The sequence below is a fragment of the Arthrobacter bambusae genome, from assembly GCF_022606295.1.
GTDB classification, from domain to species: Bacteria; Actinomycetota; Actinomycetes; order Actinomycetales; family Micrococcaceae; genus Arthrobacter; species Arthrobacter bambusae_A.
The window spans coordinates 30,476-54,043 of record NZ_JAHHZS010000004.1; the positions used below are offsets into that span (position 1 = coordinate 30,476).

At 65.6% G+C, this 23,568-nt stretch carries 24 protein-coding genes and 1 pseudogene; 6 read left to right on the plus strand and 19 right to left on the minus strand.

Features of this window, described 5'->3' with window-relative positions:
- Positions 1-7 precede the first annotated feature (7 nt).
- Both KNN17_RS03775 and KNN17_RS03780 read left to right on the plus strand, forming a co-directional pair.
- On the plus strand, positions 8-1,441 hold the full coding sequence (locus KNN17_RS03775; RefSeq protein WP_241707571.1) for an amidohydrolase family protein: 1,434 nt from the start codon (positions 8-10) through the stop codon (positions 1,439-1,441).
- A 7-nt stretch (positions 1,442-1,448) separates the two neighbouring features.
- Positions 1,449-2,183, plus strand: a complete 735-nt coding sequence (locus KNN17_RS03780; protein ID WP_241707572.1) for a maleate cis-trans isomerase family protein — start codon at positions 1,449-1,451, stop codon at positions 2,181-2,183.
- A gap of 16 nt (positions 2,184-2,199) precedes the next feature.
- Here the strand turns inward: KNN17_RS03780 and KNN17_RS03785 are convergent, their stop codons facing one another.
- Positions 2,200-2,403, minus strand: a complete 204-nt coding sequence (locus tag KNN17_RS03785) for a cold-shock protein (RefSeq protein ID WP_078107248.1) — start codon at positions 2,401-2,403, stop codon at positions 2,200-2,202.
- Positions 2,404-2,634: 231 nt separating this feature from the next.
- On the opposite strand from KNN17_RS03785, the gene KNN17_RS03790 reads away from it, so the two are divergent.
- The gene (locus KNN17_RS03790; RefSeq protein WP_241707573.1) at positions 2,635-3,330 is read left to right on the plus strand and encodes an SDR family oxidoreductase; all 696 of its coding nucleotides are present in this window, start codon (positions 2,635-2,637) and stop codon (positions 3,328-3,330) included.
- Between the two features lie 4 nt (positions 3,331-3,334).
- Here KNN17_RS03790 and KNN17_RS03795 read toward each other — a convergent pair whose 3' ends face one another.
- Positions 3,335-4,369 carry an iron ABC transporter substrate-binding protein gene (locus tag KNN17_RS03795; RefSeq protein ID WP_241707574.1) on the minus strand — a complete coding sequence of 345 codons (1,035 nt, stop codon included), beginning with the start codon at positions 4,367-4,369 and terminating at the stop codon, positions 3,335-3,337.
- A 325-nt stretch (positions 4,370-4,694) separates the two neighbouring features.
- Here KNN17_RS03795 and KNN17_RS03800 point away from each other — a divergent pair, with 325 nt between their 5' ends.
- A complete protein-coding gene (locus KNN17_RS03800) occupies positions 4,695-5,348 on the plus strand; it encodes a hypothetical protein (RefSeq protein ID WP_241707575.1) in 654 nt (217 codons plus the stop codon).
- A 55-nt stretch (positions 5,349-5,403) separates the two neighbouring features.
- Positions 5,404-5,838: an SRPBCC family protein gene (locus KNN17_RS03805; protein WP_241707576.1), complete on the plus strand. Its 435-nt coding sequence runs from the start codon at positions 5,404-5,406 to the stop codon at positions 5,836-5,838.
- 96 nt (positions 5,839-5,934) lie between these two features.
- Here KNN17_RS03805 and KNN17_RS03810 read toward each other — a convergent pair whose 3' ends face one another.
- The 6 genes and pseudogenes from KNN17_RS03810 to KNN17_RS03835 form a co-directional block, all read right to left on the minus strand.
- Positions 5,935-6,315, minus strand: coding sequence for a RidA family protein (locus KNN17_RS03810; protein WP_241707577.1), 381 nt, complete (start codon positions 6,313-6,315; stop codon positions 5,935-5,937).
- Between the two features lie 52 nt (positions 6,316-6,367).
- Positions 6,368-6,550, minus strand: a pseudogene (locus KNN17_RS03815) (ectoine/hydroxyectoine ABC transporter ATP-binding protein EhuA); the annotation flags it as partial.
- A 107-nt stretch (positions 6,551-6,657) separates the two neighbouring features.
- On the minus strand, positions 6,658-10,164 hold the full coding sequence (locus KNN17_RS03820) for a fibronectin type III domain-containing protein (RefSeq protein ID WP_241707578.1): 3,507 nt from the start codon (positions 10,162-10,164) through the stop codon (positions 6,658-6,660).
- A gap of 198 nt (positions 10,165-10,362) precedes the next feature.
- A complete protein-coding gene (locus tag KNN17_RS03825) occupies positions 10,363-11,745 on the minus strand; it encodes an NAD(P)(+) transhydrogenase (Re/Si-specific) subunit beta (RefSeq protein ID WP_241707579.1) in 1,383 nt (460 codons plus the stop codon).
- A complete protein-coding gene (locus KNN17_RS03830) occupies positions 11,742-12,083 on the minus strand; it encodes an NAD(P) transhydrogenase subunit alpha (RefSeq protein ID WP_241707580.1) in 342 nt (113 codons plus the stop codon). Before KNN17_RS03830 ends, KNN17_RS03825 begins: the two co-directional genes overlap by 4 nt.
- Entirely contained in the window at positions 12,083-13,273 is a 1,191-nt protein-coding gene (locus KNN17_RS03835; protein ID WP_241707581.1) for a Re/Si-specific NAD(P)(+) transhydrogenase subunit alpha, read from the minus strand. The genes KNN17_RS03830 and KNN17_RS03835 overlap by 1 nt, the downstream gene beginning before the upstream one ends.
- A 227-nt stretch (positions 13,274-13,500) precedes the next feature.
- Here KNN17_RS03835 and KNN17_RS03840 point away from each other — a divergent pair, with 227 nt between their 5' ends.
- Positions 13,501-14,112 (plus strand): NADPH-dependent FMN reductase, encoded by a 612-nt coding sequence (locus tag KNN17_RS03840; protein ID WP_078107144.1) that lies wholly within the window; start codon positions 13,501-13,503, stop codon positions 14,110-14,112.
- Between the two features lie 10 nt (positions 14,113-14,122).
- Here KNN17_RS03840 and KNN17_RS03845 read toward each other — a convergent pair whose 3' ends face one another.
- From KNN17_RS03845 to pcaH, 11 genes are all read right to left on the minus strand, one after another.
- On the minus strand, positions 14,123-15,643 hold the full coding sequence (locus KNN17_RS03845) for a glycosyltransferase family 39 protein (RefSeq protein ID WP_241707582.1): 1,521 nt from the start codon (positions 15,641-15,643) through the stop codon (positions 14,123-14,125).
- Between the two features lie 93 nt (positions 15,644-15,736).
- Positions 15,737-15,856, minus strand: a complete 120-nt coding sequence (locus KNN17_RS03850) for a DinB family protein (RefSeq protein ID WP_241707583.1) — start codon at positions 15,854-15,856, stop codon at positions 15,737-15,739.
- 62 nt (positions 15,857-15,918) lie between these two features.
- A complete protein-coding gene (locus KNN17_RS03855; protein ID WP_241707584.1) occupies positions 15,919-16,743 on the minus strand; it encodes an IclR family transcriptional regulator domain-containing protein in 825 nt (274 codons plus the stop codon).
- Positions 16,744-16,766: 23 nt separating this feature from the next.
- Positions 16,767-17,453, minus strand: coding sequence for a 3-oxoacid CoA-transferase subunit B (locus tag KNN17_RS03860; protein ID WP_241707585.1), 687 nt, complete (start codon positions 17,451-17,453; stop codon positions 16,767-16,769).
- Position 17,454: 1 nt separating this feature from the next.
- On the minus strand, positions 17,455-18,114 hold the full coding sequence (locus KNN17_RS03865; protein WP_241707586.1) for a 3-oxoacid CoA-transferase subunit A: 660 nt from the start codon (positions 18,112-18,114) through the stop codon (positions 17,455-17,457).
- Between the two features lie 5 nt (positions 18,115-18,119).
- Positions 18,120-19,349: a thiolase family protein gene (locus tag KNN17_RS03870; protein ID WP_241707587.1), complete on the minus strand. Its 1,230-nt coding sequence runs from the start codon at positions 19,347-19,349 to the stop codon at positions 18,120-18,122.
- Between the two features lie 82 nt (positions 19,350-19,431).
- Complete coding sequence (pcaC, locus tag KNN17_RS03875) at positions 19,432-19,878, minus strand: 4-carboxymuconolactone decarboxylase (RefSeq protein ID WP_241707588.1); 447 nt, start codon at positions 19,876-19,878, stop codon at positions 19,432-19,434.
- Positions 19,875-20,690: an alpha/beta fold hydrolase gene (locus KNN17_RS03880; RefSeq protein ID WP_241707589.1), complete on the minus strand. Its 816-nt coding sequence runs from the start codon at positions 20,688-20,690 to the stop codon at positions 19,875-19,877. Before KNN17_RS03880 ends, pcaC begins: the two co-directional genes overlap by 4 nt.
- Positions 20,683-22,107 (minus strand): lyase family protein, encoded by a 1,425-nt coding sequence (locus tag KNN17_RS03885; protein WP_241707590.1) that lies wholly within the window; start codon positions 22,105-22,107, stop codon positions 20,683-20,685. The genes KNN17_RS03880 and KNN17_RS03885 overlap by 8 nt, the downstream gene beginning before the upstream one ends.
- Positions 22,104-22,679, minus strand: a complete 576-nt coding sequence (pcaG, locus tag KNN17_RS03890) for a protocatechuate 3,4-dioxygenase subunit alpha (RefSeq protein ID WP_241707591.1) — start codon at positions 22,677-22,679, stop codon at positions 22,104-22,106. Before pcaG ends, KNN17_RS03885 begins: the two co-directional genes overlap by 4 nt.
- Before the next feature lie 3 nt (positions 22,680-22,682).
- Positions 22,683-23,555: a protocatechuate 3,4-dioxygenase subunit beta gene (pcaH, locus tag KNN17_RS03895; RefSeq protein ID WP_241707702.1), complete on the minus strand. Its 873-nt coding sequence runs from the start codon at positions 23,553-23,555 to the stop codon at positions 22,683-22,685.
- Positions 23,556-23,568: the final 13 nt, after the last annotated feature.

Here is a 23,568-nt window from a genome sequence, read left to right on the forward strand (position 1 = left end):
GATCACCGTGACCATTCCCGATCTCGTCATCGCCCACGGCATGGTGGTCAACAGCTTCGGCCGGCAAGAAGCCCACGTCGTGGTCGACGGCGGCCGCATCACTCAGCTCATTGACGCCGCGGAACCGGTCCCCGCCGCCTCCCGCACCATCGACGCGTCCGGCAAGTTGGTGATCCCTGGAGGCGTGGACGGCCATTGCCACGTGGCCCAAGTGACCGGCCGCTTCCGCACCCTGGACGACTACCGCACTACCTCCACCGCGGCCTTGTGGGGCGGCACCACAACGATCATCGACTTCGGAATTCCGCGTGATGCCCAGGAATCTCCGCTGGATGCAGTCCTGAACAAGAAGCGCTTGGCCGCCGAGTCCCGCTGCGACGTCGCGCTGCACGGCTCCGTGGTCAGTTGGGATGACACCGTGCCCTGGCAGCTCGAGCAACTCGCCGCCCAGGGCGTCCGTTCAGTGAAGATGTACACAACCAACCGTGGCTCCACCATGGCCGACGGCGACACCATCCTGAAGGTCATGCGCGAAATGGTGCGCCTGGACGGACTGACGTACATCCATGCCGAGCACGATCCCATCATCGCCGACTGCACCGGGCAGCACGCCGCGGACGGCCGGATCGGCATCGAGCACTTGCATTCCACACGGCCCGAGCTCGCCGAGGAAATCTCGGTCAAAGAGACCCTCGCCATGGCCGAGTACACCGGGGCGCCCGTCTACTTTGTGCACCAGTCGACCCCCGGTGCCGTGGATCTTGTCACTGAGGCCCGCTGGCGCGGCCAGGAAGCCTACTCCGAGACCTGCCCGCACTACCTGACGCTTGATAACACCGTCTACGGCTCAGAATTCCCGGAGTGGTATGCCTGCTGCCCGCCCATGCGCAGTACCGAAACCGTAGCGGCGCTGAAGGAACGCCTCGCGGGCGGAGCCATCCACACCGTGTCCTCGGACCACTCCTGCTACGACCTCTCACAAAAGCGCGAGCGCACCGACGATATCCGCTTCATGCCGCACGGGCTGCCCGGCGTCGAAACCAGAATGCCCGTCACGTTCACCGCGATGGCACCCAACAGCACTGTGGAGGACTTCGTCGAGGTCTTCTCGGCCGGCCCCGCTCGGATCAACGCCGTGCCTGGCAAGGGCACCATCGCGGCAGGGTTCGACGCCGATCTGGTCATCTTCGATCCCGCCGAAGAGCGCGAAGTGGACGGCGGCGCCCTCCACATGGGAACGGACTTCTCGCCTTTCGAAGGGAAGACCCTGAGCGGCTGGCCCGCCGTCGTCGTCTCCGCCGGACGCGTGGTGGTCGACGACGGCGGTTTCCACGATCCCGGCCCGGTGGGCCGTTTCGTTGCCCGCAACGGCTTCGCCGCCCACCGCGACGCCCTGTCTGCTCGAAAATCGCCCTCCGTTCACGCCACCGTTTCTGCCTAGGAGAACCATGCCTTCCGCACACCGCCCCACCCGCATCGGCATGATCGTGCCGTCGTCCAATACGTGCCTGGAGCCGCAGAGTTATCGGATCCTTGGTGAGCGCCAGGATGTCACCATCCATTTCACACGGATTCCGGTTACCCGGATTGCGCTGGATGATTCCTCGGACAAACAGTTTGATCCGGCCGTCATGCGGGAGGCCGCCGCATTGCTCGCGACGGCGGACGTCGACGTCATCGCGTGGAACGGAACCTCCGGTTCCTGGCTCGGCGCCGCGCATGACGAGGCCTTGGTCCGGGAAATCACGGAGGCAACCGGCATCTCGGCCACGACCTCGACCTTGGCCTACCTGGAGGCCTTCCGGACGTTCGGCACGGAAAGGATCGGCATGTTCACGCCGTATACCGGGGACGTGAACGAAGCCGTCATTGAGTCGTATGCGCGCGAAGGAATCAAGACGGTTGACCACCGCCACCTGGACCTCAGCAACAACGAATCCTTCGCCCGGGTCACGGACGCGGAAATGCTGCCCGGGTCCTTGGAACTTGCCGCCTCGAACCCGGACGCGCTCATTTATTTGTGCACGAACCTTTACGGCGCCAACATCACCGCGGAAGTGGAGGAAACCACCGGAGTGCCGGTGCTGGATTCCGTAGCGGTGACGCTGTGGCATTGCCTCAAGCTTGCCGGGGCGCCTTTATTGGCACCCACGTGGGGCCGGCTGCTTGCAGAACTGCCTTAGGAAAAGTGCCCTACTGTCACAGGGGATGGATGTTCTCCGCCTGGGGGCCTTTCGGGCCCTGGACGACGTCGAACTGGACCCGCTGATTCTCGTCCAGTGATCGGTACCCACTCGAAGCGATTGCTGAGTAGTGGGCAAAAACGTCCGCCGAACCGTCGTCGGGGGCAATGAAGCCGAAACCCTTCTCGGCGTTGAACCACTTGACAATACCTGTTGCCACGGCCATGTTCCTTCTCTGAATCTGACTGGCCATCGGCTTCAAACCCGATGCCCCCGGACGCATACGTCCGCTTCCTCAAACCTACGGTGCGGGGTTCGGGGGCGCAAGGATCCGCGTTGACTGATTGGAACCTTCCTAGAATCGAAGCATGACTATCCAGAGCCATTCGAAAGTCGCACTTGTGACGGGGTCGGCCGACGGCACTCAATCGGGGCGAGTCTCGCGGTCGGTTTGGCGCGCGACGGCTGGGACGTCGCCCTCAACTATTGGCGACCGTACGACGATCGGGTCGGTCTGGAGCGCAACGCCGACGATCCGGAGTCCATCGCCAGCGAATGCCGGGCGTTGGGAGTCGCCGTCGAGCTCGTTCCGGGCGACTTGAGCGATCCAGCGGTGCCGGCTGAGCTCATCAGGGCTGCCGGAACGCCCGGACCGGTCACGGCTTTGGTCATGTCGCACTGCGAATCCGTGGACAGTTCGATCCTGACGACCGACCTTGAGAGTTGGGACCGCCATTTCGCTGTCAACGCGCGGGCGACGTGGCTCCTCATCAAGGCCTTCGCGGAGCAACTACGGGAACCCGTTGTACCGGGCGGCGTCGGCGGCCGGATTGTCGCCTTGACGAGCGATCACACCGTTCACAATCTGCCATACGGAGCGAGCAAGGGAGCCCTGGACCGCATCGTCACCGCAGCCGCCGTTGAGCTGGCAGATCGGGGTGTGCGTGCGAACGTGGTGAACCCGGGCCCCATCGACACTGGATGGATGGACGACGCGACGCGGCGTTCGGGCATTGAGGCGACCCCGGCCGGTCGGCTCGGCACGGCCGAGGACATCGCGGACCTCGTCAGATTCCTGTTTTCCGAGCAGGGCTCGTGGATGAATGGCCAGATTCTTTACAGCAACGGGGGTTTCAAGCTCGGCTGACCCATTAGAGCAGCCCGACCTTGGTCATCAGCTCGGTGACCTTCTCGCTATTGAGCTTGGCGGGGTCCACCGCGGGTGCCTGGAGATCCTTGAGGGGCACGAGCTTGGAATTGGCCGGTACGTCGGAACCAACGGTGTACTCGAAGGAGTCACCGTTCTGGAGGACCTGCTGACCTGTTTTACCCGTGATGAACTTCAGGAACTCCTGCGCTTGGGCCTGCTTCTTGCTGGACGCCAGAACAGCGCCGCCCGATACGCTGACGAACGCACCCGGGTCCTGGTTCTTGAAGTAGTGAAGAGCAACGTTCTTGCTGTTTTCTCCGGTCTGCGCCTGGTCCACGAAAGAGTAGTAGTGGTACAAAACTCCAGCCTCGACCTCGCCTGCGTTCACGGCCGCGAGCACCGGGGTGTCGTCCTTGTAGGACTTGAAGTTGGACTTGGCCGCCTCCAGCCATTTCTGGGTAGCGTCTTCCCCCTTGAGCGCAAGCATCGCGCTGACGATGGCTTGGAAATCAGCTCCGCCTGTGGACGCGCCCACACGGCCCTTCCATGACGGATCCGCGAGGTCCATCAAGGACTTGGGGAGCTGGTCCTCGCTGAGCTTGGTCTTGTTGTAGGCAAGCACGGTGGAGCGGGCCGCGATGCCCGTCCAGTCACCCGTGGAGGGCCGGTACTGCGCCGGGACCTGGCTGAGGGTTGCCTGGTCCACCGGGGCAAGCAAGCCGGCACTCGCAATGCGGACCATGGCCGGGGAGTTTTCGGTCAGGAAAACGTCGGCCGGAGAGTTCTTGCCTTCCTCGCTGAGCTGGTTGCTCATTTCAAGGTCGTCACCATTGCGGAGCGTAACCTTGATTCCCGTCTCCTTGGTGAAGGCGTCCACCCATGCGCCGGTGAGGTTCTCATGCTGAGCGTTGTAGACGACGATGCCGTCGCCGGATGCCGCGGAACTACCGCTTGGGGCGCCGCTGCACGCCGAAAGTGCCAGCAGCGAGGCCGTGGCGGCGGCAAGGACCGTAGCGGATTTGATGCCGAATTTCATGGGGGCCTTTCAAGGTTTCCGGCTGGGACCGGAATGGTTGGGGTAGCCCCGCCCTTCACGCGGGCCAGCCCGACGAGTCGGGGCGGAACGGCGGCGTGATAGGCAAGGCAATCCTTACTCTAATAACAACATGCCATTGTTGCGTAATTCTGGGCATGCTGGCGGCCGACTGTTACAAACGTGAACGGGGGCGCTAAATTTGCTCCCGCCGGCGTAAGGAAACCATTAAGGACCGATGCCGGCCGGTCCGTTTGGTGGTCTGATGAAGGCAGGACGCAACGCCTATCCGGGCTTCGGACTGACCCTCCGTAGGAGCTGATTCACCATGAAACGCACCGACCTCAGCAAAGAAACCGCACACGATACCGAGCTTGCCGGCGCGGATCCGGCAGACTACGTCGTGGTCGATGAGCTCGGTGATTTCACCTACTATCCTTCTAAAACCGCCATGCTCAGGGACCTTGAGTACGTTGAGGAAGCAGCCAGCATCCTGGACCGGGCAGGCAACAACTTCCATTTGACGTTGGAGGAGGGCCGGAAGCTGAACTTAGGCTCCTCGTTCGGCCGGGTCGAATTCACGTGGCTCCGCCAAACCTGGATCACCGACCGACGCCGGGAACCGCAAGCGCATCGGCTGCTCCGCCTCTACCCCACAACGCTGGATGCCCTCCTGGCCGGAATATTCGAGACTCTCACCTTGGAGCTCGCCAGCAGCGCCACAAGTTCGCCCTGGGTAGTGGATGTAGAGGGCGAAGAGACCCATCCCGCGACACTCAGGGACGTCGATGGCCTCCTCGCGCGGCTGGATCACTTTGAACGTGTCACTGTGCGCGATCCCTTCGGACACGACTACCGGCCGATTCGTCACTCACCGCACCGCCTCCACGCCCCTGGCACGGGGACGATCTACTACGTGGAGATTGAACCCCACGGCGGAGAGGCCGGGCACGCTCCCACGCTTTCCGACAACTTGCCCTGAGCTCCTTGGATATGGGATTACCGGCCTGTAGACGCGTTCTGCGATAGTTGGGGACATGGTGAACGTCCAGACCGAAATACTGATCCGGCAGCCCCGCGAGATCGTGGCAAGTTATGCTTCCAATCCGGACAACGCGCCGGTCTGGTACGTGAACATACGATCTGCACAATGGCAGACGCCGAAGCCGCTCGCGGTGGGATCCCGGGTTGCCTTCACCGCACGATTCCTGGGCCGAAATCTGGACTATGTCTACGAATTCACCGAGCTTGTCCCCGGCGAGAAACTCACCATGCGCACAAGCCAAGGTCCTTTCCCTATGCGGACCACGTACACCTGGTCCGATGAGAATGGCGCCACCCGCATGACGCTCCGCAACACAGGCGAACCTTCCGGGTTCTCTGCCCTTGCAGGCATCGTCATGGCGCCAATGATGCGCGCGGCCATGCGCAAGGACCTGGAGAACCTCAAGAAGATCCTCGAAGCCAGCTAGAAACGTCGGCCCCAGGCTCTCCCCCCTCGGCTGCGAATGGCCGACGCGGCGGCTGCGAATCTTAGCGGCCGCCGCTTCCGCGTTAAGCGCTAAGCGCTAGGGCACGACGGCGACCACGTCGATCTCGACGAGGAAGTCACCCAGGAACGAGCCCACCGTTGTCCGGGCCGGGTACGGGGTTTCGACGAACGTTTCGTAGACGGTGTTGAATCCTGCAAAGTCGCGGCCCGGATGGTGCAGGTGCACCGTCGCTTTGACAACGTGGGAGAAGTCGAGCCCGTACGCGGCCAAGACGGCGCCAAGGTTGTTCATGGCCTGGAGTGCCTGCTCTTCAATGGTGGTTCCCACGGCGTCACCGCTGATGGGGTCATGCGGAGTCTGGCCAGCCGTGTAGAGGAAGCCGTTGGCGACGACGGCCTGGGAGTAGGGGCCGGCAGGACTGGGGGCGAGTTCGGTTGTGACCTGCTTGCGGGACATGGATGAGTTCCTTTCCGGGGACCGGCCGTTGGCCGGCCGGGATTGCTGATGTTTAGAGGACCTTCGAGAGGAAGGCCTGGGCGCGTTCGTGTTGCGGGTTGCCCAGGACGTCCTCGGGCCTGCCGCTTTCAACAACTACCCCTTGGTCCATGAAGACCACCTGATCGCTGACTTGGCGCGCGAAGCCCAATTCGTGCGTGACCACCACCATGGTCATCCCGGCTTCAGCCGCAGAAACGGCTCTGGCTCTGGCTGCGGCTCACAACCATGGACCTGGCGGTTGACGCGGAATGGGCGACAGCGCCAACCGCATCCAAGTAGCAGGACCTCTTTCCCGCCGATTCAGCCGTTGGTGAGGGTGACGTCGTCGAGGTACATCCAGGTGTCGTCGGCGGGGCTGGAGCCGTCGAGGTGGACGTTGAACCAGAGGATGATGGTCTGGCCTTTGTAGGCGGTGAGGTCGGCGGTGAGCTGGGTCCAGGTGCCGTTGTTGTTGCAGAGTTTGAACAGGCTTCCCAGGGTGGTGCCGGTGGTGGTGCGGGCTTGTGCCTCCATCCAGTCGTAGGGGCAGGCGTTGCCGGTGCAGGGGTCTTCCTGGCTGTGGGGCTGGTACCAGAAGGACAGGGTGGTGGTTCCAGTGGCGGGGACGGTGATGGTCTGGGACAGGCTGCTGTCGCCCAAGGGTTCCGCACCCGAAGCCAGGCCCAAAAGTGCCGAGCCCGTGCCGGTGTGGGCGACGGTGGAGGCCACGGGCGCTTTGACGCCGCCGGTGGTCCATGCGGTGAGCCCGGATTCGAAGCCGCCGTTGGTGATGGCCGAGGTTGTCGTGCCCGTCGGGGTGACAGCGGCAGAAGCGGCCGACGCGGGGGAGGTGCCGATGGCGTTCGTAGCGGTCACCGTGAACGTATAGGCGGTGCCGTTAGTCAGCCCCGTGACGTTCGCCGTCGTCGCCGGCGGGTTCCCGGTCACGGTGACCGGGGCCAGGGCGGTGGCGCCTGCGTGCGGCGTGACCGCGTACGAGGTGATCGCGGAGCCGCCGTTGGCCGGCGCAGTCCAGGACACGGTTGCCGAGGCATTACCTGCCGTCGCGGTCACGCCGGTGGGCGCGGCGGGTGCCGTCGCACCCGCCGTCGGGGTGACAGCGGCAGAAGCGGCCGACGCCGGGGAGGTGCCGATGGCGTTCGTAGCGGTCACCGTGAACGTATAGGCGGTGCCGTTAGTCAGCCCCGTGACGTTTGCCGTCGTCGCCGGCGGGTTCCCGGTCACGGCGACCGGCGCCAGGGCGGTGGCGCCTGCGTGCGGCGTGACCGCGTACGAGGTGATCGCGGAGCCGCCGTTGGCCGGCGCGGTCCAGGACACGGTTGCCGAGGCGTTACCTGCCGTCGCCGTCACGCCGGTGGGTGCGGCGGGCGCCGTCGGCGTCGTTTGGGTGTTGGTGAGGGTGACGTCGTCGAGGTACATCCAAGTGTCATCCGCCGGGCTGGAGCCGTCGAGGTGGACGTTGAACCAGAGCACGATGGTCTGGCCGTTGTAGGCGGACAGGTTGGCGCTGAGCTGGGTCCAGATGCCGTTATTGTTGCAGAGCTTGAAGAGGCTGCCCAGGACCGTGCCGCTCGTGGAGCGGACCTGCGCTTCCATCCAGTCGTACCTGCACGCGGTGCCTGTGCAGGTCTCGTCAGCCGTGTGCGGCTGGTACCAGAAGGACAGTGTGGATGTCCCGGAAGCGGGCATGGTGATGGTCTGGGACAGGTTGCTGTCGCCCAGCGGCTCGGCCCCCGATGCCAGGCCCAACAACGCAGAACCCGTGCCGGTGTGGGCGGTGGTCGAGGCAACCGGCGCTTTGACCCCTCCGGTGGTCCAGGAGCTAAGTCCGGATTCGAAACCGCCGTTGACGACACCGGGAACGGGCGCCGTGGGAGTCACTGGCGGTGAGGCGGCCGACGGCACCGATGTCCCGACGGCGTTGCTCGCCGTCACCGTGAACGTATAGGCCGTGCCGTTGCTCAGGCCGGTGACGGTCGCCGTCGTCGAGGGCGGATTACCGGAGACCGTCACCGGAGCCAATGCCGTGCCACCGGACGAAGGCGTCACCGTATAGGAAGTGATCGGGGAGCCGCCGTTGGCAGGCGCCGTCCACGACACCACCGCGGAAGCATTACCCGCCGTCGCGGTCACCCCGGTCGGAGCGGCCGGAACTGTTGGAGCCGTGGGAGTGACGGGCGCCGACGCCGCGGACTGGGGTGACGTCCCGACGGCGTTGGTGGCCGTCACCGTGAACGAGTAGGCCGTGCCGTTGCTCAGGCCGGTGACGGTCGCCGTCGTCGAGGGCGGATTACCGGAGACCGTCACGGGAGCCAGTGCCGTGCCGCCGGACGAAGGCGTCACCGTATAGGAAGTGATCGGGGAGCCGCCGTTGGCAGGCGCCGTCCACGACACCACCGCGGAAGCATTACCCGCCGTGGCGGTCACGCCGGTGGGAGCCGCCGGCGCCGTCGAGGCAGCAGGACTGACGTCGATCATCGAGTAGTCATCGGTGGTGATCGAGCCGTTGGACTGGATGTTCAGGCCGTAGCTGATACCGGAGGCGCCTGCCGGAAGGGCAGGCGTGGTCCAGGTGATCTGTGTCCAGTTGCTGCTCGCGTTGAACAACGGGCTCGCCGTCCAGTAGGTCCAATACCCCGTTCCAGTGCGGTAGTAGACCTCGAATTGGGTGATGACATTGGACTTATACCAGGCGCTGAGCTGATAGATATGGCCCGGAGTGCCCGTGGGTGAGCAGCCGCCAAGGTCCAGGGCCGGCAGGAGCTTCGCGTCACCGCTGACGTAGCCGCTCATGGTCAGCAGTTCCGCGTTGTTGCCTGTGTGGCCAGGCGAGACCACTGAAAAGCTGGGGGTGTTGGTGCCGTATCCCCCCGCAGCCCAGCACAGCGGAATCCCGCTGGTCAGCGTCTCGAGGCTCGGGTTCTGGATCATGTTGGTTCCCTGTGGTGGCGGAGGCGGCACCGGCGGACCCGAGACGAGCGGCTGGACCGGGCCACCGATGACCTGGTCAACCGTTTTCACGGCAACGCTGCCTGCCGTCTGTTGTTGCGCCAGCCAGGAGGCGAATTGGTTGAACAGGCTGGGGCTGATGGTCAGCGTCGGATCGGTCCCCACCGCGATGTGGTGGAACGTCAGCTGAACCCAGCCACCGCCGGCCGCCTGGGCCCTGGTGACGGAGTTTTCAAGGTTGGACAGCGTCCATGTGCTGTCCACTTCCTCCGGCGCCGCGGTGTCATAAGGGTTGGCGGGCGGGATGGTCTCAGCAGCCGGAAGCCCGGGATCGTCCTTGCTGTAAAGGTCTCCGAGCCCGCGTGCGCTGTTGAAACCGCAATTCTTCACGATGGTCTGCACGGCAGGATCCAAGGAAGCGAAGGGGTAGGCGAAGCTCGTGACTTTGAAGCCCATGTTTGCCAAGGCGACCCGGCCGTTGCACACCTGCCGGGTCACTTCATCCGACGTCAACGTGACCAGGTCAGGGTGGGTGACCGTGTGCCCGGCAATCTCATTGCCGTCCGCAGCGAGTTGCTGCAGGTTCGCCGACGTGAAATAGCTCGGCTGATCGATCCATCCGGAGACCGTGTAAAAGGTGCCATGAAGCCCCAAGTTCTTCATGGTGGCAGCGGCGGTCAACTGGTCCGCGTTGCTGTCATCAAAGGTCAGGGAAATGACAGTGTTGGCTGCGGCATGCGCGGGCAGAGCAAAGCCGCTGAGCAGTGCCAGGACCATCGCTGCGCACGCTCCGACGGCGGCCCAACGGACCCGGAAGCGCCGCTTAACCGTCTGCTCATGCGTCGAGGATCCAGCCACTCCACTCACCGTCCATTCGAAGCCGGGGCAACCGTCAAGGATGGAAGCATTCCCACCCTGGGTCTTCGGCGATGATAGGGCGATGAATCCGGCCGCGTCTTGAGTGGGCTCACCCGGCCGGCAGCAGCTGCGGGCCGCGACCCTGAGTGTGCTCACCTGATTCGGCGGCAGAGAGGCGCGCGGGCACCCCCGAGTTGGTTAACTAAGCTTGAGCGCCTTGACCGCACTCAACACCTTGATGAGGGATTCCTTGGCGTCGCCAAACAGCAGTGTGGTCTGGGGTTCGTACATGAGTTCGTTCTCGATTCCCGCGAATCCCGGCCGCATGGAGCGCTTCAGGAAGACTACTTGGCGCGCGTCGGCCACTTCGAGGATGGGCATGCCGTAGATCGGCGAACCTGCGGTGGTTTTCGCGGCGGGATTGACGACGTCGTTCGCGCCGACCACCAGCGCGACGTCGGCTGTCCGGAATTCCGAGTTGATTTCGCCCATTTCCTTGAGGGACTCATAGGGCACATTGGCTTCGGCAAGCAGGACGTTCATGTGCCCGGGCATGCGGCCGGCCACCGGGTGGATCGCGAAATCCACGTCGATCCCCCTCGCCTCCAAGGCAAGGGCCAGTTCCGCCGCCGTGTGCTGCCCCTGGGCCACGGCAAGGCCGTAACCGGGAACGATGATGACCCGTTGTGCATAGCCAAGGAGCACGGCCACGTCTTCCGGGCTGGAGGAGCGGACGGGCCGATCGCTCACCGCCGTCGAGCCCGCCGTCGAGCCTCCCTTGAACGCGCCAAAGAGGATACCCGCAACACTGCGGCCCATGGCCGCCGCCATGGCCCTCGTGAGGATGGTGCCCGAGGCGCCCACCAAGGTGCCGGCCACCACCAAGAGCACATTGCCAAGCACCAGGCCCGAGGCAGCTACGGCCAGGCCCGTGAAGGCATTCAGCAGCGAGATGACGATCGGCACGTCCGCGCCGCCCACCGGCAATACCAGCAGGACGCCTGCCGCCAACCCCAGCACCAAGAGCAGCAGCGCGAGCGCGAGGGAGCCGCTGAAAACGACGGCGACGGCGGCACCCACCGCCGCGAGCAGCACCGCCCCCATGAGGGTCGGCAGGCCGGCGAACACCACCGGACGGGTGGTCATGAGCTCCTGCAGTTTGGAAAAAGTGATGGCGGAACCTGCGAACGACACCGCCCCCACCAGCAGCGTGAAGACAATGGCCACGCGCACCCAGCGGTCGCCAGTGTGCGCGAGTTCCAGAAGCGCAACAAGCGCCGCGGCGCCGCCGCCCACGCCGTTGAACAGCGCCACGAGCTGCGGCATCTGGGTCATCTTGACCTGCCGCGCGACCGGCGCGGCCACGCCCGAACCAACCACCATTGCGCCCACGATCCAGGGAACATTGTCCATTTTGACGGACATGAACACCGTGGCGACGGCGAGCGCCGCACCGAATGCGCCCACGAGGTTGCCCCGCCGGGCGGTTCGCGGGGAGTTGAGTCCCTTGAGGGCGAGGATGAAGCACACGGCAGCCGCGAGGTAGAGAAGCGAGGTCCACACCGGGTCGATGAGGGTCATCGCGTGCGCTCCTTCGACTCAGCCTCTACGGGCCCGGCCTTACCTCCGGGCGGTGCCACGCGTTGACGGCCGCGGAACATCTCCAGCATGCGGTCCGTCACCACAAAGCCGCCCACCAGGTTGGCGGTGGCGAGGACGACGGCGAGCAACGCCACCGCGAGGACCCACGGATCCGAGGCCTGACCGGCGACGATGATCGCCCCCACCAGGATGATTCCGTGGATGGCGTTGGCCCCTGACATCAAGGGGGTGTGCAGCGTGCTGGAAACCTTGGAGACCACTTCGAAGCCAACGAAGACGGCCAGGACGGTGATAGTGAGCAGGGCGATGCCGTCCATCAGGAAACCCCCTCGTTGGCGGTGCTGACAGGTTCCGCCGTCTCGGCGGAGAGCGCCGCAAGGGCCTCCGCCGTCGGACCGTGCCGCACCTCGCCGTCGTGCGTCAGGCACGCACCCGCCACCACCTCATCACCGAAGTCGGGGACGACGGCGCCGTCACACGTCATCAGTGCCAGCAGGTTCGCGACGTTCTTCGCGTAGAGGCGCGATGCGTCCGCGGGCATGGCGGAGGCGGCATCCTTCATCCCCACGAGAGTGACTGCGCCCTGGCCGTCCGCCGTCGGGATTTGAAGATCCAGGCCCGGCACCGAGCCTTCCACGTTGCCGCCGGATTCCGCGGCGAGGTCCACCACCACCGAGCCCGGGCGCATGTGCTGGACCATCTCGCGGCTCACCAGGAGGGGGGCCCGCCGCCCGGGGACCGCCGCCGTCGTGATGAGCACGTCCGCTTGGGCCACGTGCGGGGCGAGCAGCTCACGCTGCAGGGCACCGCGGTCGGCGCTGAGCTCGCGCGCGTAGCCGCCGGACGATTCGGCCGTCTCGACGTCGAGCTTGATGAAGGTGCCGCCCATGGACGCGACCTCGTCCGCCGAGGCCGGCCGGATGTCGTTGGCGGAGACCCGTGCGCCCAGCCGCTTCGCGGTGCCGATGGCCTGCAGTCCTGCCACGCCCGCACCGAGCACCAGCACGCGGGCCGGGGGAATGGTTCCCGCGGCCGTCATATAGAGCGGGAAGAAGCGCGGGAGGCGCATTGCCGCCTCGAGCACGCAGCGGTACCCGGCCACGAGTGCCTGGGACGTGAGCGCGTCCATGGATTGTGCCCGGGAAATGCGCGGCACCAACTCAAGGGCGAAGGAAGTCACACCCGCATCGGCGAGCGCGCGGACGGTAGGAAGTTCCGACGACGGCGAGGCCAGGCCTACAGTGACGGCGCCCCGCCGCAGCGCAGCCGCCGTCGTGGGTTCGAGGGGGCGGACGTGCGCGAAGACATCCAGTTTGGCCAGATCCAGGGCGGGGACGATGAGGGCGCCTGCCTTCCGGTAGTGCTCGTCGCTGTGCCCCGCGGCCGTTCCCGCTCCGCTTTCGACGACGACTTCCAGGCCGAGTCCGGCCAACTGCGTGACAGTCTCCGGCGTCGCAGCCACACGCCGCTCACCGTCCAGGCGTTCCCGAGCTATGCCAAGTTTCACCCGCGCTCCCTTTCCGAAACCCCGTTGTCCTTCTGAACATCATTGCCCTGAGCCGTTGTTGGCTTGAGTCTAGGACGCGGAAGGCCCGGGCGGGAGTGGGGAGGCCTCAGCGGCCGGCCATTCCCATCTCCGGGCTGCTCTAATAAGCTCGCTGTGGGCTGGGAGCCTCCAGTTACCGCACCGTCGATGAGCCGGTTCCGGCCGCGCCGTCGGGAAGGAACATTGCCATGGCCACGTACAAGATCGGATACTTCGTCGGCAGCCTTTCAAGCCGCTCCATCAACAGGGTCCTGTCCAAGGCGCTCATCAGCGTGGCGCCGGAAGAGCTCGAATTCACCGAGATTCCTATCAAGGACCTGCCCCTGTACAGCCCGGACTACGACGCCGACTACCCGCCTGCCGGCCGGGCCCTCAAGGACGCGATCGCGGCGTCGGACGGCATCCTGTTCATCTCGCCGGAGTACAACCGCTCCGTCCCCGGCGCCCTGAAGAACGCCATCGACTGGGGATCCCGGCCCTGGGGAACCAATTCCTTCGCGCGCAAGCCAACGGGCATCATCGGAACGTCTCCCGGCAGCATCGGCACGGCCGTGATGCAGGCGTCCATGCGCAGCGTCCTGAGCTTCCTCGACGCACCCCAGCTGAACGCCCCGGAGGCCTACATCAAATTCGATCGCACGGCCTACAACGAGGACGGATCGGTCAGGGACGAAGGCACGGCATCCATCCTGCGCCACTATGTGGAGGAATACTGTGCGTTTGTTGAGCGCGTCTTGGCTGCCAACGCCCCGGGGCACATCGGCGACCACCATCCGGACCACGCCAAGCTGACGCGGTAGCGTTACAGCCTCAGCGCGTCCAGAGAATGACCTCGTGGGTGGGACCGGCGAACTGGCTGGCTTGGTGGAAGCCGAGGCGCGTCAGCTTGGCGGCGTCAGCGCCGGCGTCGGCCTTCTTTTGGGGCGTGGTGACCAGCCACACCCTGGACGTTCTGGCGACCTGATCCTGCACCGCATCGAACGGGAGCTGGAGTGACCACGGGGAGGTCAATCGTTCGGGTCCGGTCACTGCTGCGATGTCCCGGACGTTGCGGAACGACGCCGGGTAGCCGGAGAGCGCGTTGCGTCCGGATTCGATCGGGTCTCCCGGGCTGTCGTCGAAGAGAATCCCATCTCCCGTTGTGCTGTGGCCGTCGATGGTCCCGGCGATGAAGGAGAAATCGTCGACGACGAACTTCCCGTTGGGCTGCCGTTGCGAAACGTAGATCGGGGCGGCAATCCCTGCCAGAAGCACCACCGCCGTGACTTTAGGCCAGACCCGCGGCAGGTTCCCGAGGGCACATGCGAGCAGGATCGCAAAGGCGGGAACCGTGGAAATCAAGTACTTCGGCGTGTATGCCGGTGAGACCAGGAAGGAGTAGACGAACACCGCGACTGTCGGCAGGACGACGCCCGGCACCGCGAAGAGCAATGCCCGGCGATACCGCTTCCATCCCGTGACCAGCAAGGCGGCAACGAGTATCCAGGCGATTCCGGCCAGCACGACGGCGAGCGATCGCACCCATTCCTGGTCCGGCGTCGTGAAGCGCACCACGGTCTTGTAAGGGAAGAATTGCTCCACGAAGACTTGGGCAAACATTTGGGCCGGAGTGGTGTTGATCCAGCTGATCTGAGCTGCCGCTTGGGTGCGGGCAAGCAGGAACAGGGGGACGGTCACGGCGAATATCCCGGCAGTTGCCACGCTCAGGACGATCCTTGACCGCCGCGTTCGGGACAAAAGCATGCCGGACAGCCACAGCGATCCGACCGCGAGCACGGCATACATGTGCAGATACACGGCAATGACGCCCACCACAACGTAGGGCACAGCGCTGAGGATCCGGGCGCGTTCCGTCAGGAGCAACATCAGCCAGCCAAGAACGGCAACCATCGCCGCGCACATCGCATAGGAACGGGCCTCGATTCCCATCGCGGTCATCCTCGGCAGCACGGCGAATGCCAAGCCGGCGGCAAGGCCCAGCCAGCGGCTGTGCAGCCGGGACCCGATCGCGACCACGGCGGCCACGCCGACGCCGACAGCAACGGCGCTCGGAAACCGCAAGGTCAACGGGTTAGTCCCCACAAGGCTCAACCAGCCATGCATGAGCCAGTAGTACAGCCCGAAGACGCCGTCGATGCGCCCTACGATGGCAAACAGTTCCTGACTCGAATGGTTGGCCACATAGGCGGTGGCAGCCTCGTCCCTCCAAATCGATGGGATCCAGCTTCCGGCGAAGGACAGTAGAAAACCGAACAGTCCAGAGAACAAGGGATCCAGCCGGGGAGGGAATCGCCGCCGAACCCGGCGGCTCTCCAACGCCAGGTCAGACATGGGACTCCTCAGGACGGTATAGCGCTCCAAACCACTCTAACGTGCTGGTTCCGGGCTCGCCTGACGACTATCGCGTCCCCGCCTACTCCCCCCTCAGCCCATCCGCAGAATCCCGGAGCAGGTCGGGGTGGCCGTTGTGTCCTCCTCGACATAGGCCAAGTGCTTGATCAGCCCGCCGAGGGTCATCGACGTCGGAGCCACAGTCTTGCTCATCCACGTCGGTCATGGGCCGTGGGCCTACGCGCCGCAACGCGCCGTGGCAACGACCCTAAACGCTAATGCTTCGCCGAGACATCCTGCGATATCGCCTGGGCAGTTCCGACGATCTGCTCCCGGACCGATTCGAGGTACGCCTGGGGGTCTGGCTGCGCAGCAACGTTTTGGGCTTGGAGCGAGACGTTGACCGCCGCAGCCACATGTCCGGCATTGTGGTTCCACACCGGCGCAGCGATGGACATGAGCCCGAGTTCCAGCTCCTGGTCCAGGAGGCACCAGCCCTGATTTCGCACCCGGTCCAGCTCGGCAACCAACTCTTCGCGGGACGTGATGGTCCGCGGCGTCAAGGCCTTGAACTCCACGTCGGCCAAATATTGGTCCAGTTTCTGCTGCGGCAGCCCGGCCAGAAGCACCCTGCCCATGGATGTGGCGTAGGCCGGGAAGCGGGTGCCCACCGAGATCCCCACCGTCATGATCCGGCGCGTGGTCACGCGGGCCACGTAGAAGATGTCCGCTCCATCCAGCACCGCGGCCGACGTCGACTCCCCCAGCTTCAGCGACAACTCCTCAAGGTGCGGCTGCGCGAGCTGGGGCAGTGACAACGCCGACAAGTACGAATAGCCAAGCTGCAGCACCATCGCCGTGAGCGCGAAAGTCTTGCCGTCGGTGCGCACATAGCCCAGCTCCACCAGCGTATGCAGGAACCGTCGGGCCGTGGCACGCGTCAGGTTTGTGCGCGCCGCCACCTCGCTGAGCGTCATGACGGGGTTGGCCGCGTCGAACGCACGGATCACGGACAAGCCGCGTGCCAGCGACTGCACGTACTGGTCACTCGCTTGGGGAGCACCTGCGTGCGGCACTCCGGCTACTGCTGCGTCGGTCATGGTTACCAATCTTATTGGCGCGTTTAGACGCCGACGACGGCGCCCGCCGCCTTCTCGTCGAACGGCACCAGCCGGACCGGCACCAGGGCCTGGAGTTCCTCGAAGGTGCAGCCGAACGTCTCACGCACGGTCACGCCGTCGGGCCCTATCAAGAAGACGGCTTTGTCCGTGTACACGCGGGTCACGCAGCCCACGCCCGTCAGCGGGTAGCTGCAGGTGCCGACGAGTTTGGACACACCCTCGCGGGTCAGGAGTGTCATCATCACAAACACGTCCTTCGCGCCGGTGGCCAGGTCCATCGCCCCGCCGACGGCCGGGATAGCGTCCGGTGCTCCGGTGTGCCAGTTGGCGAGGTCACCCGTGGCGGAGACTTGGAAAGCGCCGAGCACGCAGATATCCAGATGGCCGCCGCGCATGATAGCGAAGGAATCGGCGTGGTGGAAATACGAGGCGCCGGGGAGTTCCGTGACGGGGATCTTGCCGGCGTTGATGAGGTCGCCGTCGATCTCCTCGTCCTTGGCCTCCGGGCCCATCCCGAGCATCCCGTTCTCCGTGTGGAGCGTGATGTTCTGCTCTTCCGAGAGGTAGTTGGAGACCAGCGTGGGCTGCCCGATGCCGAGGTTCACGAACGAACCCGGCACGATGTCCCGCGCCACGAGCCGCGCGAGATCGTCGCGGCCGAGGGGTGTTGTTGAGTTTTGGATGCTCATGTCAGGCCACCTTCACGATGCTGTTGACGTAGATCCCGGGAGTCACGACGTTCTCCGGGTCCAGGGCGCCGGTCGGGACGATCTCGGACACCTGGACGATGGTCTGCTTGGCCGCGGCGGCCATGATGGGGCCGAAGTTACGGGCGGTCTTGCGGTAGACAAGGTTGCCCTTGCCGTCGGCCTTGAGCGCCTTGATGAGCGCGACGTCGGCGTGGATGGGCGTCTCGAATACCTGCCATTTTCCGTCCAGCAAGCGGGTTTCCTTGCCTTCGGCGAGCATGGTGCCGTAGCCGGTGGGAGTGAAGAACCCGCCGATGCCGGCCCCGGCGGCACGGATGCGCTCGGCCAGGTTTCCCTGCGGGACGAGTTCCAGTTCAATTTCCCCGGCCTTGTACTTGGCGTCGAAGTGCCAGGAATCGGACTGCCGCGGGAAGGAGCAAATCATCTTCCGGACCCGTCCTTCCTTGATGAGCAGCGCCAGGCCCTGGTCGGCCTGGCCGGCGTTGTTGTTCACCACAGTGAGGTCCGTAGCGCCGGATTCGAGCAGCGCGTCGATGAGTTCGAACGGCTGGCCCGCGTTCCCGAAGCCCCCGATCATGACGGTGGAGCCGTCCTTGATGCCCGCGATTGCTTCGCCGACGGTGTCAATGAATGTCAGCATGTCCTCTAGCCCTTCACTCCGGCGGTGACGTTCTCCAGCACCACGGCCAGTCCTTGTCCGACGCCGATGCAGATCGCCGCGACGCCCCAGCGCTCACCGGAGGCCTCCAGGCTGCGAGCCAGGGTGCCCAGGATGCGCGTGCCGGAGGCGCCCAACGGGTGCCCCATCGCGATCGCGCCACCATGCCGGTTCACGATGGACGGATCGATGCCCCACGCATCGATGCAGGCCAGGGACTGCGCGGCGAAGGCTTCGTTGAGTTCGACGGCGCCCACCTGCTCCCAGCCGATGGCCGCCTTCGCGAGTGCCTTGTTGGCAGCCTCAACCGGGGCGTAGCCGAAGAACTGGGGATCGTTTCCGTGCGCGCCGCGGCCGGCGATCCGGGCGAGCGGCTCCAGCCCGAGCAGCCCGGTGGCGTTGTCGCTGCCGATCCAGGCCGCGGAGGCGCCGTCGGACAGCGGCGAAGCGTTCCCCGCGGTGACCGTTCCGCCTGTTGTCTTACCTGCGGCGGCGTCCGGGGATTCGGGACGGAACACGGTCTTGAGGCCGGCGAGCTTCTCCGCCGTCGAGCCCGCGCGGATGCCTTCGTCACGGACCAGCTCGGTGCCCGGAACCTGGGTCACCAGCTGGTCGTAGAAGCCTTCGTCCCACGCCGCGGCGGCGAGGTTGTGCGAGGCCGCGGCAAACTCGTCCTGCCGCTCCCGGGTGATCCCGTACTTCTCACGCAGGCGTTCCGTGGCCTCGCCCAGGGAAATGGTCCAGTCCTTGGGCATGGCCGGGTTCACCAGACGCCATCCCAGGGTGGTGGAAGCCAGGGTCATGTCACCGGCCGGGTACGGCTTGGAGGTCTTGGGCAGCACCCAGGGTGCGCGGGACATGGACTCGGCACCGCCCACCAGGACCAATTCGGCGTCGCCGGCGTTGATCTGACGGGAAGCGATGATCGCCGCGTCGAGGGACGAACCGCACAGCCGGTTGACCGTGGTGCCGGGGATCGACGTCGGGAGCCCTGCGAGCAGCGTGGCCATGCGGGCGACGTTCCGGTTCTCCTCGCCGGCGCCGTTGGCGTTGCCGAACACCACTTCGTCGATCCGCTCAACATCCAAAGCGGGGGCGCGCTTGACGGCTTCGCGCACCACGTGGGCCGCGAGGTCATCCGGACGGACCCCGGCAAGGCCCGAGCCGAATTTTCCAAAAGGTGTGCGCACGGCGTCGTACACATACGCCTGGTTCATGGGGTCTCCTCTAATTTTCTGTAGTCCCAACTAGCTCGCAGTTAATGTCGTTATGAGGGCTCAAAACGACATCTAATGCGAGTCAGTTGGGTGGGGCGGGGGCTTCGGGGGTCGCGTCGAGGTCCGCGAAAACACCCTGCGCGGTCTTGAATGCTGTGTTGGCGGAGGGAACTCCGCAATAGATGGCGGTCTGCAGCAGGATTTCCTTGATCTCGTCCCTGCTCAGCCCGTTCGTGATGGCCGCGCGGATGTGCATGGCCAGTTCTTCCCAGTGCCCGTGCGCCACCATCGCGGTGATGGTGACGGCGGAGCGCATTTGCCGCGTCAGGCCGGGCCGGGTCCAGATGCCACCCCAGGCGATGCGGGTGATCATGTCCTGGAAGTCACCAGTGAATTCGTCTTTGGCAGCGTTCGCTCGGTCCACGTGCGCATCGCCTAGTACTTCGCGGCGGACCACCATGCCGGCGTCGTGGATTTCCTGCGAGGTGGCGTCACGCTGAACCGCGCCTTGCGAAGAATCAGTGCTCATTGTCCGGCCTCCTTCATGAAAGTCCGCATGAGGTCCGCGACGACGGCGGGCGCCTCCGCGGGCGCGAGGTGCCCGACGCCGTCGAGCGCCACAGCAACTGCGCTGCCGCCGCCTGTGTTGAATCTGGAGTTGATGCCCGCGACAATTTCTTCAGCGCACGACGGCGGCGCAACAGTGTCCTCGACGCCCGCCAGGGCCTGCGTGGGGACGGTGATGCCGCCGAGTTGGGAGCGGACATCGAATCCGGCGAGGGCCTCGCAGCAGAAGGCGTAGCTGAAGCGGTCGGCGTCCCGCAGGGCATGCAGCAGGCGGCTGCTGACCACGGGCTGGCGATCCATGAAACCGGGAGCGAACCAGCGCTGCGCGGAACCCTGGATCATCACCGCGGTACCTTGCGCACGGACGGTTTCGGCGCGTTCCAGCCACCCCTCCGGTGTACCGAGCTTCGCTCCGGTGCACTGCACGGACAAGGACTTGAGCCGTTCACCGTGTTTGATGGCCAATTGCAGTCCGGTGGCACCGCCCAGGGAGTCCCCGGCGTAGTGGAACACGGCGCCCGGCACGATCGAATCCACCAGGTCAACCACCGCGTCTGCCAGCTCGGCGACGCTGAACGTTTCGGAGGCCGCTGGCGAGACGCCGTGGCCGGGAAGGTCCCAGCCGACAACGTCGAACTCGTCACCGAGCAGGGCTGCCGTCTCGGTCCACAGGACGGTGGACGTTCCGAGCGAGGGCCCCACCACCAGGAGCGGCTTCTCCCCGAGGGTGCGCTGCGGGGACAGCAGCACCGCCTTGACGTTGGGCTTAGCCACGATCGGCTCCCTTCGGGTTGGTGTGCGCGAATTCGGGGTACGCGGCAAGGATGCGGCGGCTGATCTCGGCAGCCTCACCGATGTAGTTCGCCGGGTCAAGAAGGTCCTCCAGTTCCTCGTCGGACAGCTTGCTGGCCGGGACTACTTCGCGGAGGAGCTTGGTATAGATCCGGGGCTGCTCCGCTGCAGGTGCCCGGAGCGTCTCGTCAACGACGGCTTGCAGCTTGGCCTTCGCTTCACTCCTGTCCGCGCCGAGGAGCGGGGCAACAGACGATGCAACGGCTTCGCTCAGCAGCAATGGCCCGGAAATTTCCAGGTTGCGGCGCATCGCCTCGGGGAAGACCCGGAGTCCTTCGGCGAGCTCGCGCAGCTGGGCGGCGGCACCGAGGGCGAGCCGCAGCAAGCTCCTCAAGGCCTGCCATTCGCTATGCCAGGCGCCGTCCGGGCGCTCGTCGTTGAAGTTCGCGGCTGCCACGTGAAGCTGGGCCGCCAAGCCAGGAGCCTGGAGCGCCGCGCTGCGGATCAGCACTGAGAGCACCGGGTTCTGCTTTTGCGGCATGGCCGAAGAAACGCCGCGGCCCGCGGCCTGGGGTTCACCCAGTTCTGCAACCTCGGGGCGGCTGAGGAATAGCAGGTCCGAGGCGATCTTGCCGAAGGAATCCGTCAGCGAAGCCAAGGAGTCGCCAAGCGCGGTGACGGCAAGGCGGTTGGTGTGCCACGGCGCAGGAGCGGGAGCCAAGCCCAGCTTCCCGGCCAAGGCATCGGCCAAGTCAAAGGGGCTCGACGACGAGCCTTCCGTGAGTACGGTACCGGCAGCCAGGGTGCCGGCGGCGCCGCCGAACTGAACCGGCAACTCCAGGGATTCAAGGCGGCCCGCCGCGGCGGCCACTCCGTGGAACCATTGCGCCGCCTTGAGCCCGAAGGTGGACGGAAGCGCGTGCTGCGTCAGGCTCCTGCCCACGCACAGCGTGTCCGCATGCTGCTCCGCAAGGGCGGCGAGCGCCGTCGTCGTACCTTTTGCTTCGGCGAGAAGCGCTGAAACCACGCGGTGCGCGAGCAGCATCAGGGCCGAATCCAGGACGTCTTGGCTGGTCAGGGACGTGTGCACGGCGGCGAGCGCGCTAGCGTCCAGTCCTCTGACCCTGCCGCGGAGGTCGGCAAGCAGCGGAATGACCGGGTTGGCGCCGCCTTGAGCGCGTTCGGCGATGGAAGCGGCATCGTAGGCCCAGGATTCCGCGGCTTCGGTGACGACGGCGGCAGAACCGGCGGGCGCGAATCCGGCCTCTTCGAGCACGGATGCCCAGGCGGCCTCGACGTCGAGGATGGCCGCGATCACCGCACGGTCACCCGTCAGCGCCACCACGGCGGGCGACGCCGACACCGGGCTGAGCAGCCCGAAATCGCCGTCCCCGCTCATTGGGAGGCGCCTTCGAAGCGCTCGAAGTCGAGAAAGACGGTCTCATTCCCGCCCTGCAGGCGCAGGTCCCAGGTGAGTCCGCCGTCTGCGTCGCGGCGCGCGATCAGGGTGCTGCGGCGCTCGGGATCGAGGGAGCTGAGCAGCGGATCGGCAGCGAGCGCTTCCTCGTTCTCCGGCAAGTAGATGCGCGTGAACAGGCGGTTCATGAGGCCGCGGGCAAAGACGGCGACGGAAATGAACGGCGCCGCCCCCGGTTCAGTGGGGCCGGGGTTGACCGTGGTGAAGGTGAAGACGCCGGAGTTGCCGACTGCGGCACGGCCCCAGCCGGTGAAGGTGTAGCCGTCACGGACCAGGGAGCCCGTGCGCTGGACCACGTTGCCTTCGGAGTCGGCCTGCCAGATCTCCAGGATGGCGTCCGGGATGGCTTCGCCGGCGCCGTCGTACACGGTGCCTTGCAGGCGGATGCTTCCGGGACTGCCCGGGGCGAGAAGCTCGTTGTCCTTGGTGAAGGGAAGGGCGTAGCCGTAGAACGGGCCGACGGTCTGGCCGGGTGTGGGTGTCAGCTTGCTCATGTCCTACTCCTCATCCCCGGCGTCGCCAAAGGCTTCGTTTTCGGTCCAGGTCCGCCTCGACCCGCTCAGGACAATGTCCCAGTTGTAGCCGAGGGCCCATTCGGGGCTCGTCAACTCGTGGTCGTACTTGGCCACGAGGCGGTCGCGGGCGTCCTGGTCCACGATCGATTGGTAAATAGGGTCCAGCGGGAACAGCTGGTCACCCGGGAAGTACATCTGGGTGACGATGCGCTGCGTGAAGTCCGTGCCGAACAGCGAGAAGTGGATGTGCGCCGGTCGCCAGGCGTTGAGGTGGTTCTTCCACGGGTAGGCGCCGGGCTTGATGGTGGTGAAGCGATAGGAACCGTCCGGTCCGGTGATGCAGCGCCCGACGCCGGTGAAGTTCGGGTCGAGCGGGGCGGGGTGCTGGTCGCGCTTGTGGATGTAGCGGCCGGCAGCGTTGGCCTGCCAGATCTCCACGAGCTGGCCGGCAACCGGGCGGCCGTCGCCGTCGAGCACTTTGCCCTGGACGATGATCCGCTCTCCCTGGGGCTCGCCGTTGTGCTGGATGGTGAGGTCGGATTCCAAGGCGTGCACGTCCTGGTGCCCGAACGCCGGCGAGTACAGCTCGATGGTCTCCGGGTCCGCGTGGTGCAGGCTCTTGGTGGGGTGGCGCAGGATGCTGCTGCGGTACGGTGCGAAGTCCAGCCGGGGCTGGGTCTCCGGAGCGGCACCGCCTTTGAGCGCCTGGGCGTACGCTTCGCCGATGGCTTTGATCTCGGCGCTGAGATCCGCCTGGGTTTCGGCTGCGGCGTCCAACGGGGCGTGCCCGGCATGCGGTTCGGCCGCCGGTACGAGCTCGTCGTCTTGGTAGTGCCCGGCATTTGCGTCTAGCAGCACGGCCGGCTCC

What these genes read in the sequence shown, in the direction of transcription:
- KNN17_RS03780 (WP_241707572.1), top strand. Translation starts at nt 1,449, where the DNA reads ATGCCTTCCGCACACCGCCCCACCCGCATCGGCATGATCGTGCCGTCG.
- KNN17_RS03795 (WP_241707574.1), bottom strand. Translation starts at nt 4,369, where the DNA reads ATGAAATTCGGCATCAAATCCGCTACGGTCCTTGCCGCCGCCACGGCC.
- KNN17_RS03800 (WP_241707575.1), top strand. Translation starts at nt 4,695, where the DNA reads ATGAAACGCACCGACCTCAGCAAAGAAACCGCACACGATACCGAGCTT.
- KNN17_RS03805 (WP_241707576.1), top strand. Translation starts at nt 5,404, where the DNA reads ATGGTGAACGTCCAGACCGAAATACTGATCCGGCAGCCCCGCGAGATC.
- KNN17_RS03810 (WP_241707577.1), bottom strand. Translation starts at nt 6,315, where the DNA reads ATGTCCCGCAAGCAGGTCACAACCGAACTCGCCCCCAGTCCTGCCGGC.
- KNN17_RS03825 (WP_241707579.1), bottom strand. Translation starts at nt 11,745, where the DNA reads ATGACCCTCATCGACCCGGTGTGGACCTCGCTTCTCTACCTCGCGGCT.
- KNN17_RS03830 (WP_241707580.1), bottom strand. Translation starts at nt 12,083, where the DNA reads ATGGACGGCATCGCCCTGCTCACTATCACCGTCCTGGCCGTCTTCGTT.
- KNN17_RS03840 (WP_078107144.1), top strand. Translation starts at nt 13,501, where the DNA reads ATGGCCACGTACAAGATCGGATACTTCGTCGGCAGCCTTTCAAGCCGC.
- KNN17_RS03845 (WP_241707582.1), bottom strand. Translation starts at nt 15,643, where the DNA reads ATGTCTGACCTGGCGTTGGAGAGCCGCCGGGTTCGGCGGCGATTCCCT.
- KNN17_RS03850 (WP_241707583.1), bottom strand. Translation starts at nt 15,856, where the DNA reads ATGAGCAAGACTGTGGCTCCGACGTCGATGACCCTCGGCGGGCTGATC.
- KNN17_RS03855 (WP_241707584.1), bottom strand. Translation starts at nt 16,743, where the DNA reads ATGACCGACGCAGCAGTAGCCGGAGTGCCGCACGCAGGTGCTCCCCAA.
- KNN17_RS03860 (WP_241707585.1), bottom strand. Translation starts at nt 17,453, where the DNA reads ATGAGCATCCAAAACTCAACAACACCCCTCGGCCGCGACGATCTCGCG.
- KNN17_RS03865 (WP_241707586.1), bottom strand. Translation starts at nt 18,114, where the DNA reads ATGCTGACATTCATTGACACCGTCGGCGAAGCAATCGCGGGCATCAAG.
- KNN17_RS03870 (WP_241707587.1), bottom strand. Translation starts at nt 19,349, where the DNA reads ATGAACCAGGCGTATGTGTACGACGCCGTGCGCACACCTTTTGGAAAA.
- pcaC (WP_241707588.1), bottom strand. Translation starts at nt 19,878, where the DNA reads ATGAGCACTGATTCTTCGCAAGGCGCGGTTCAGCGTGACGCCACCTCG.
- KNN17_RS03885 (WP_241707590.1), bottom strand. Translation starts at nt 22,107, where the DNA reads ATGAGCGGGGACGGCGATTTCGGGCTGCTCAGCCCGGTGTCGGCGTCG.
- pcaG (WP_241707591.1), bottom strand. Translation starts at nt 22,679, where the DNA reads ATGAGCAAGCTGACACCCACACCCGGCCAGACCGTCGGCCCGTTCTAC.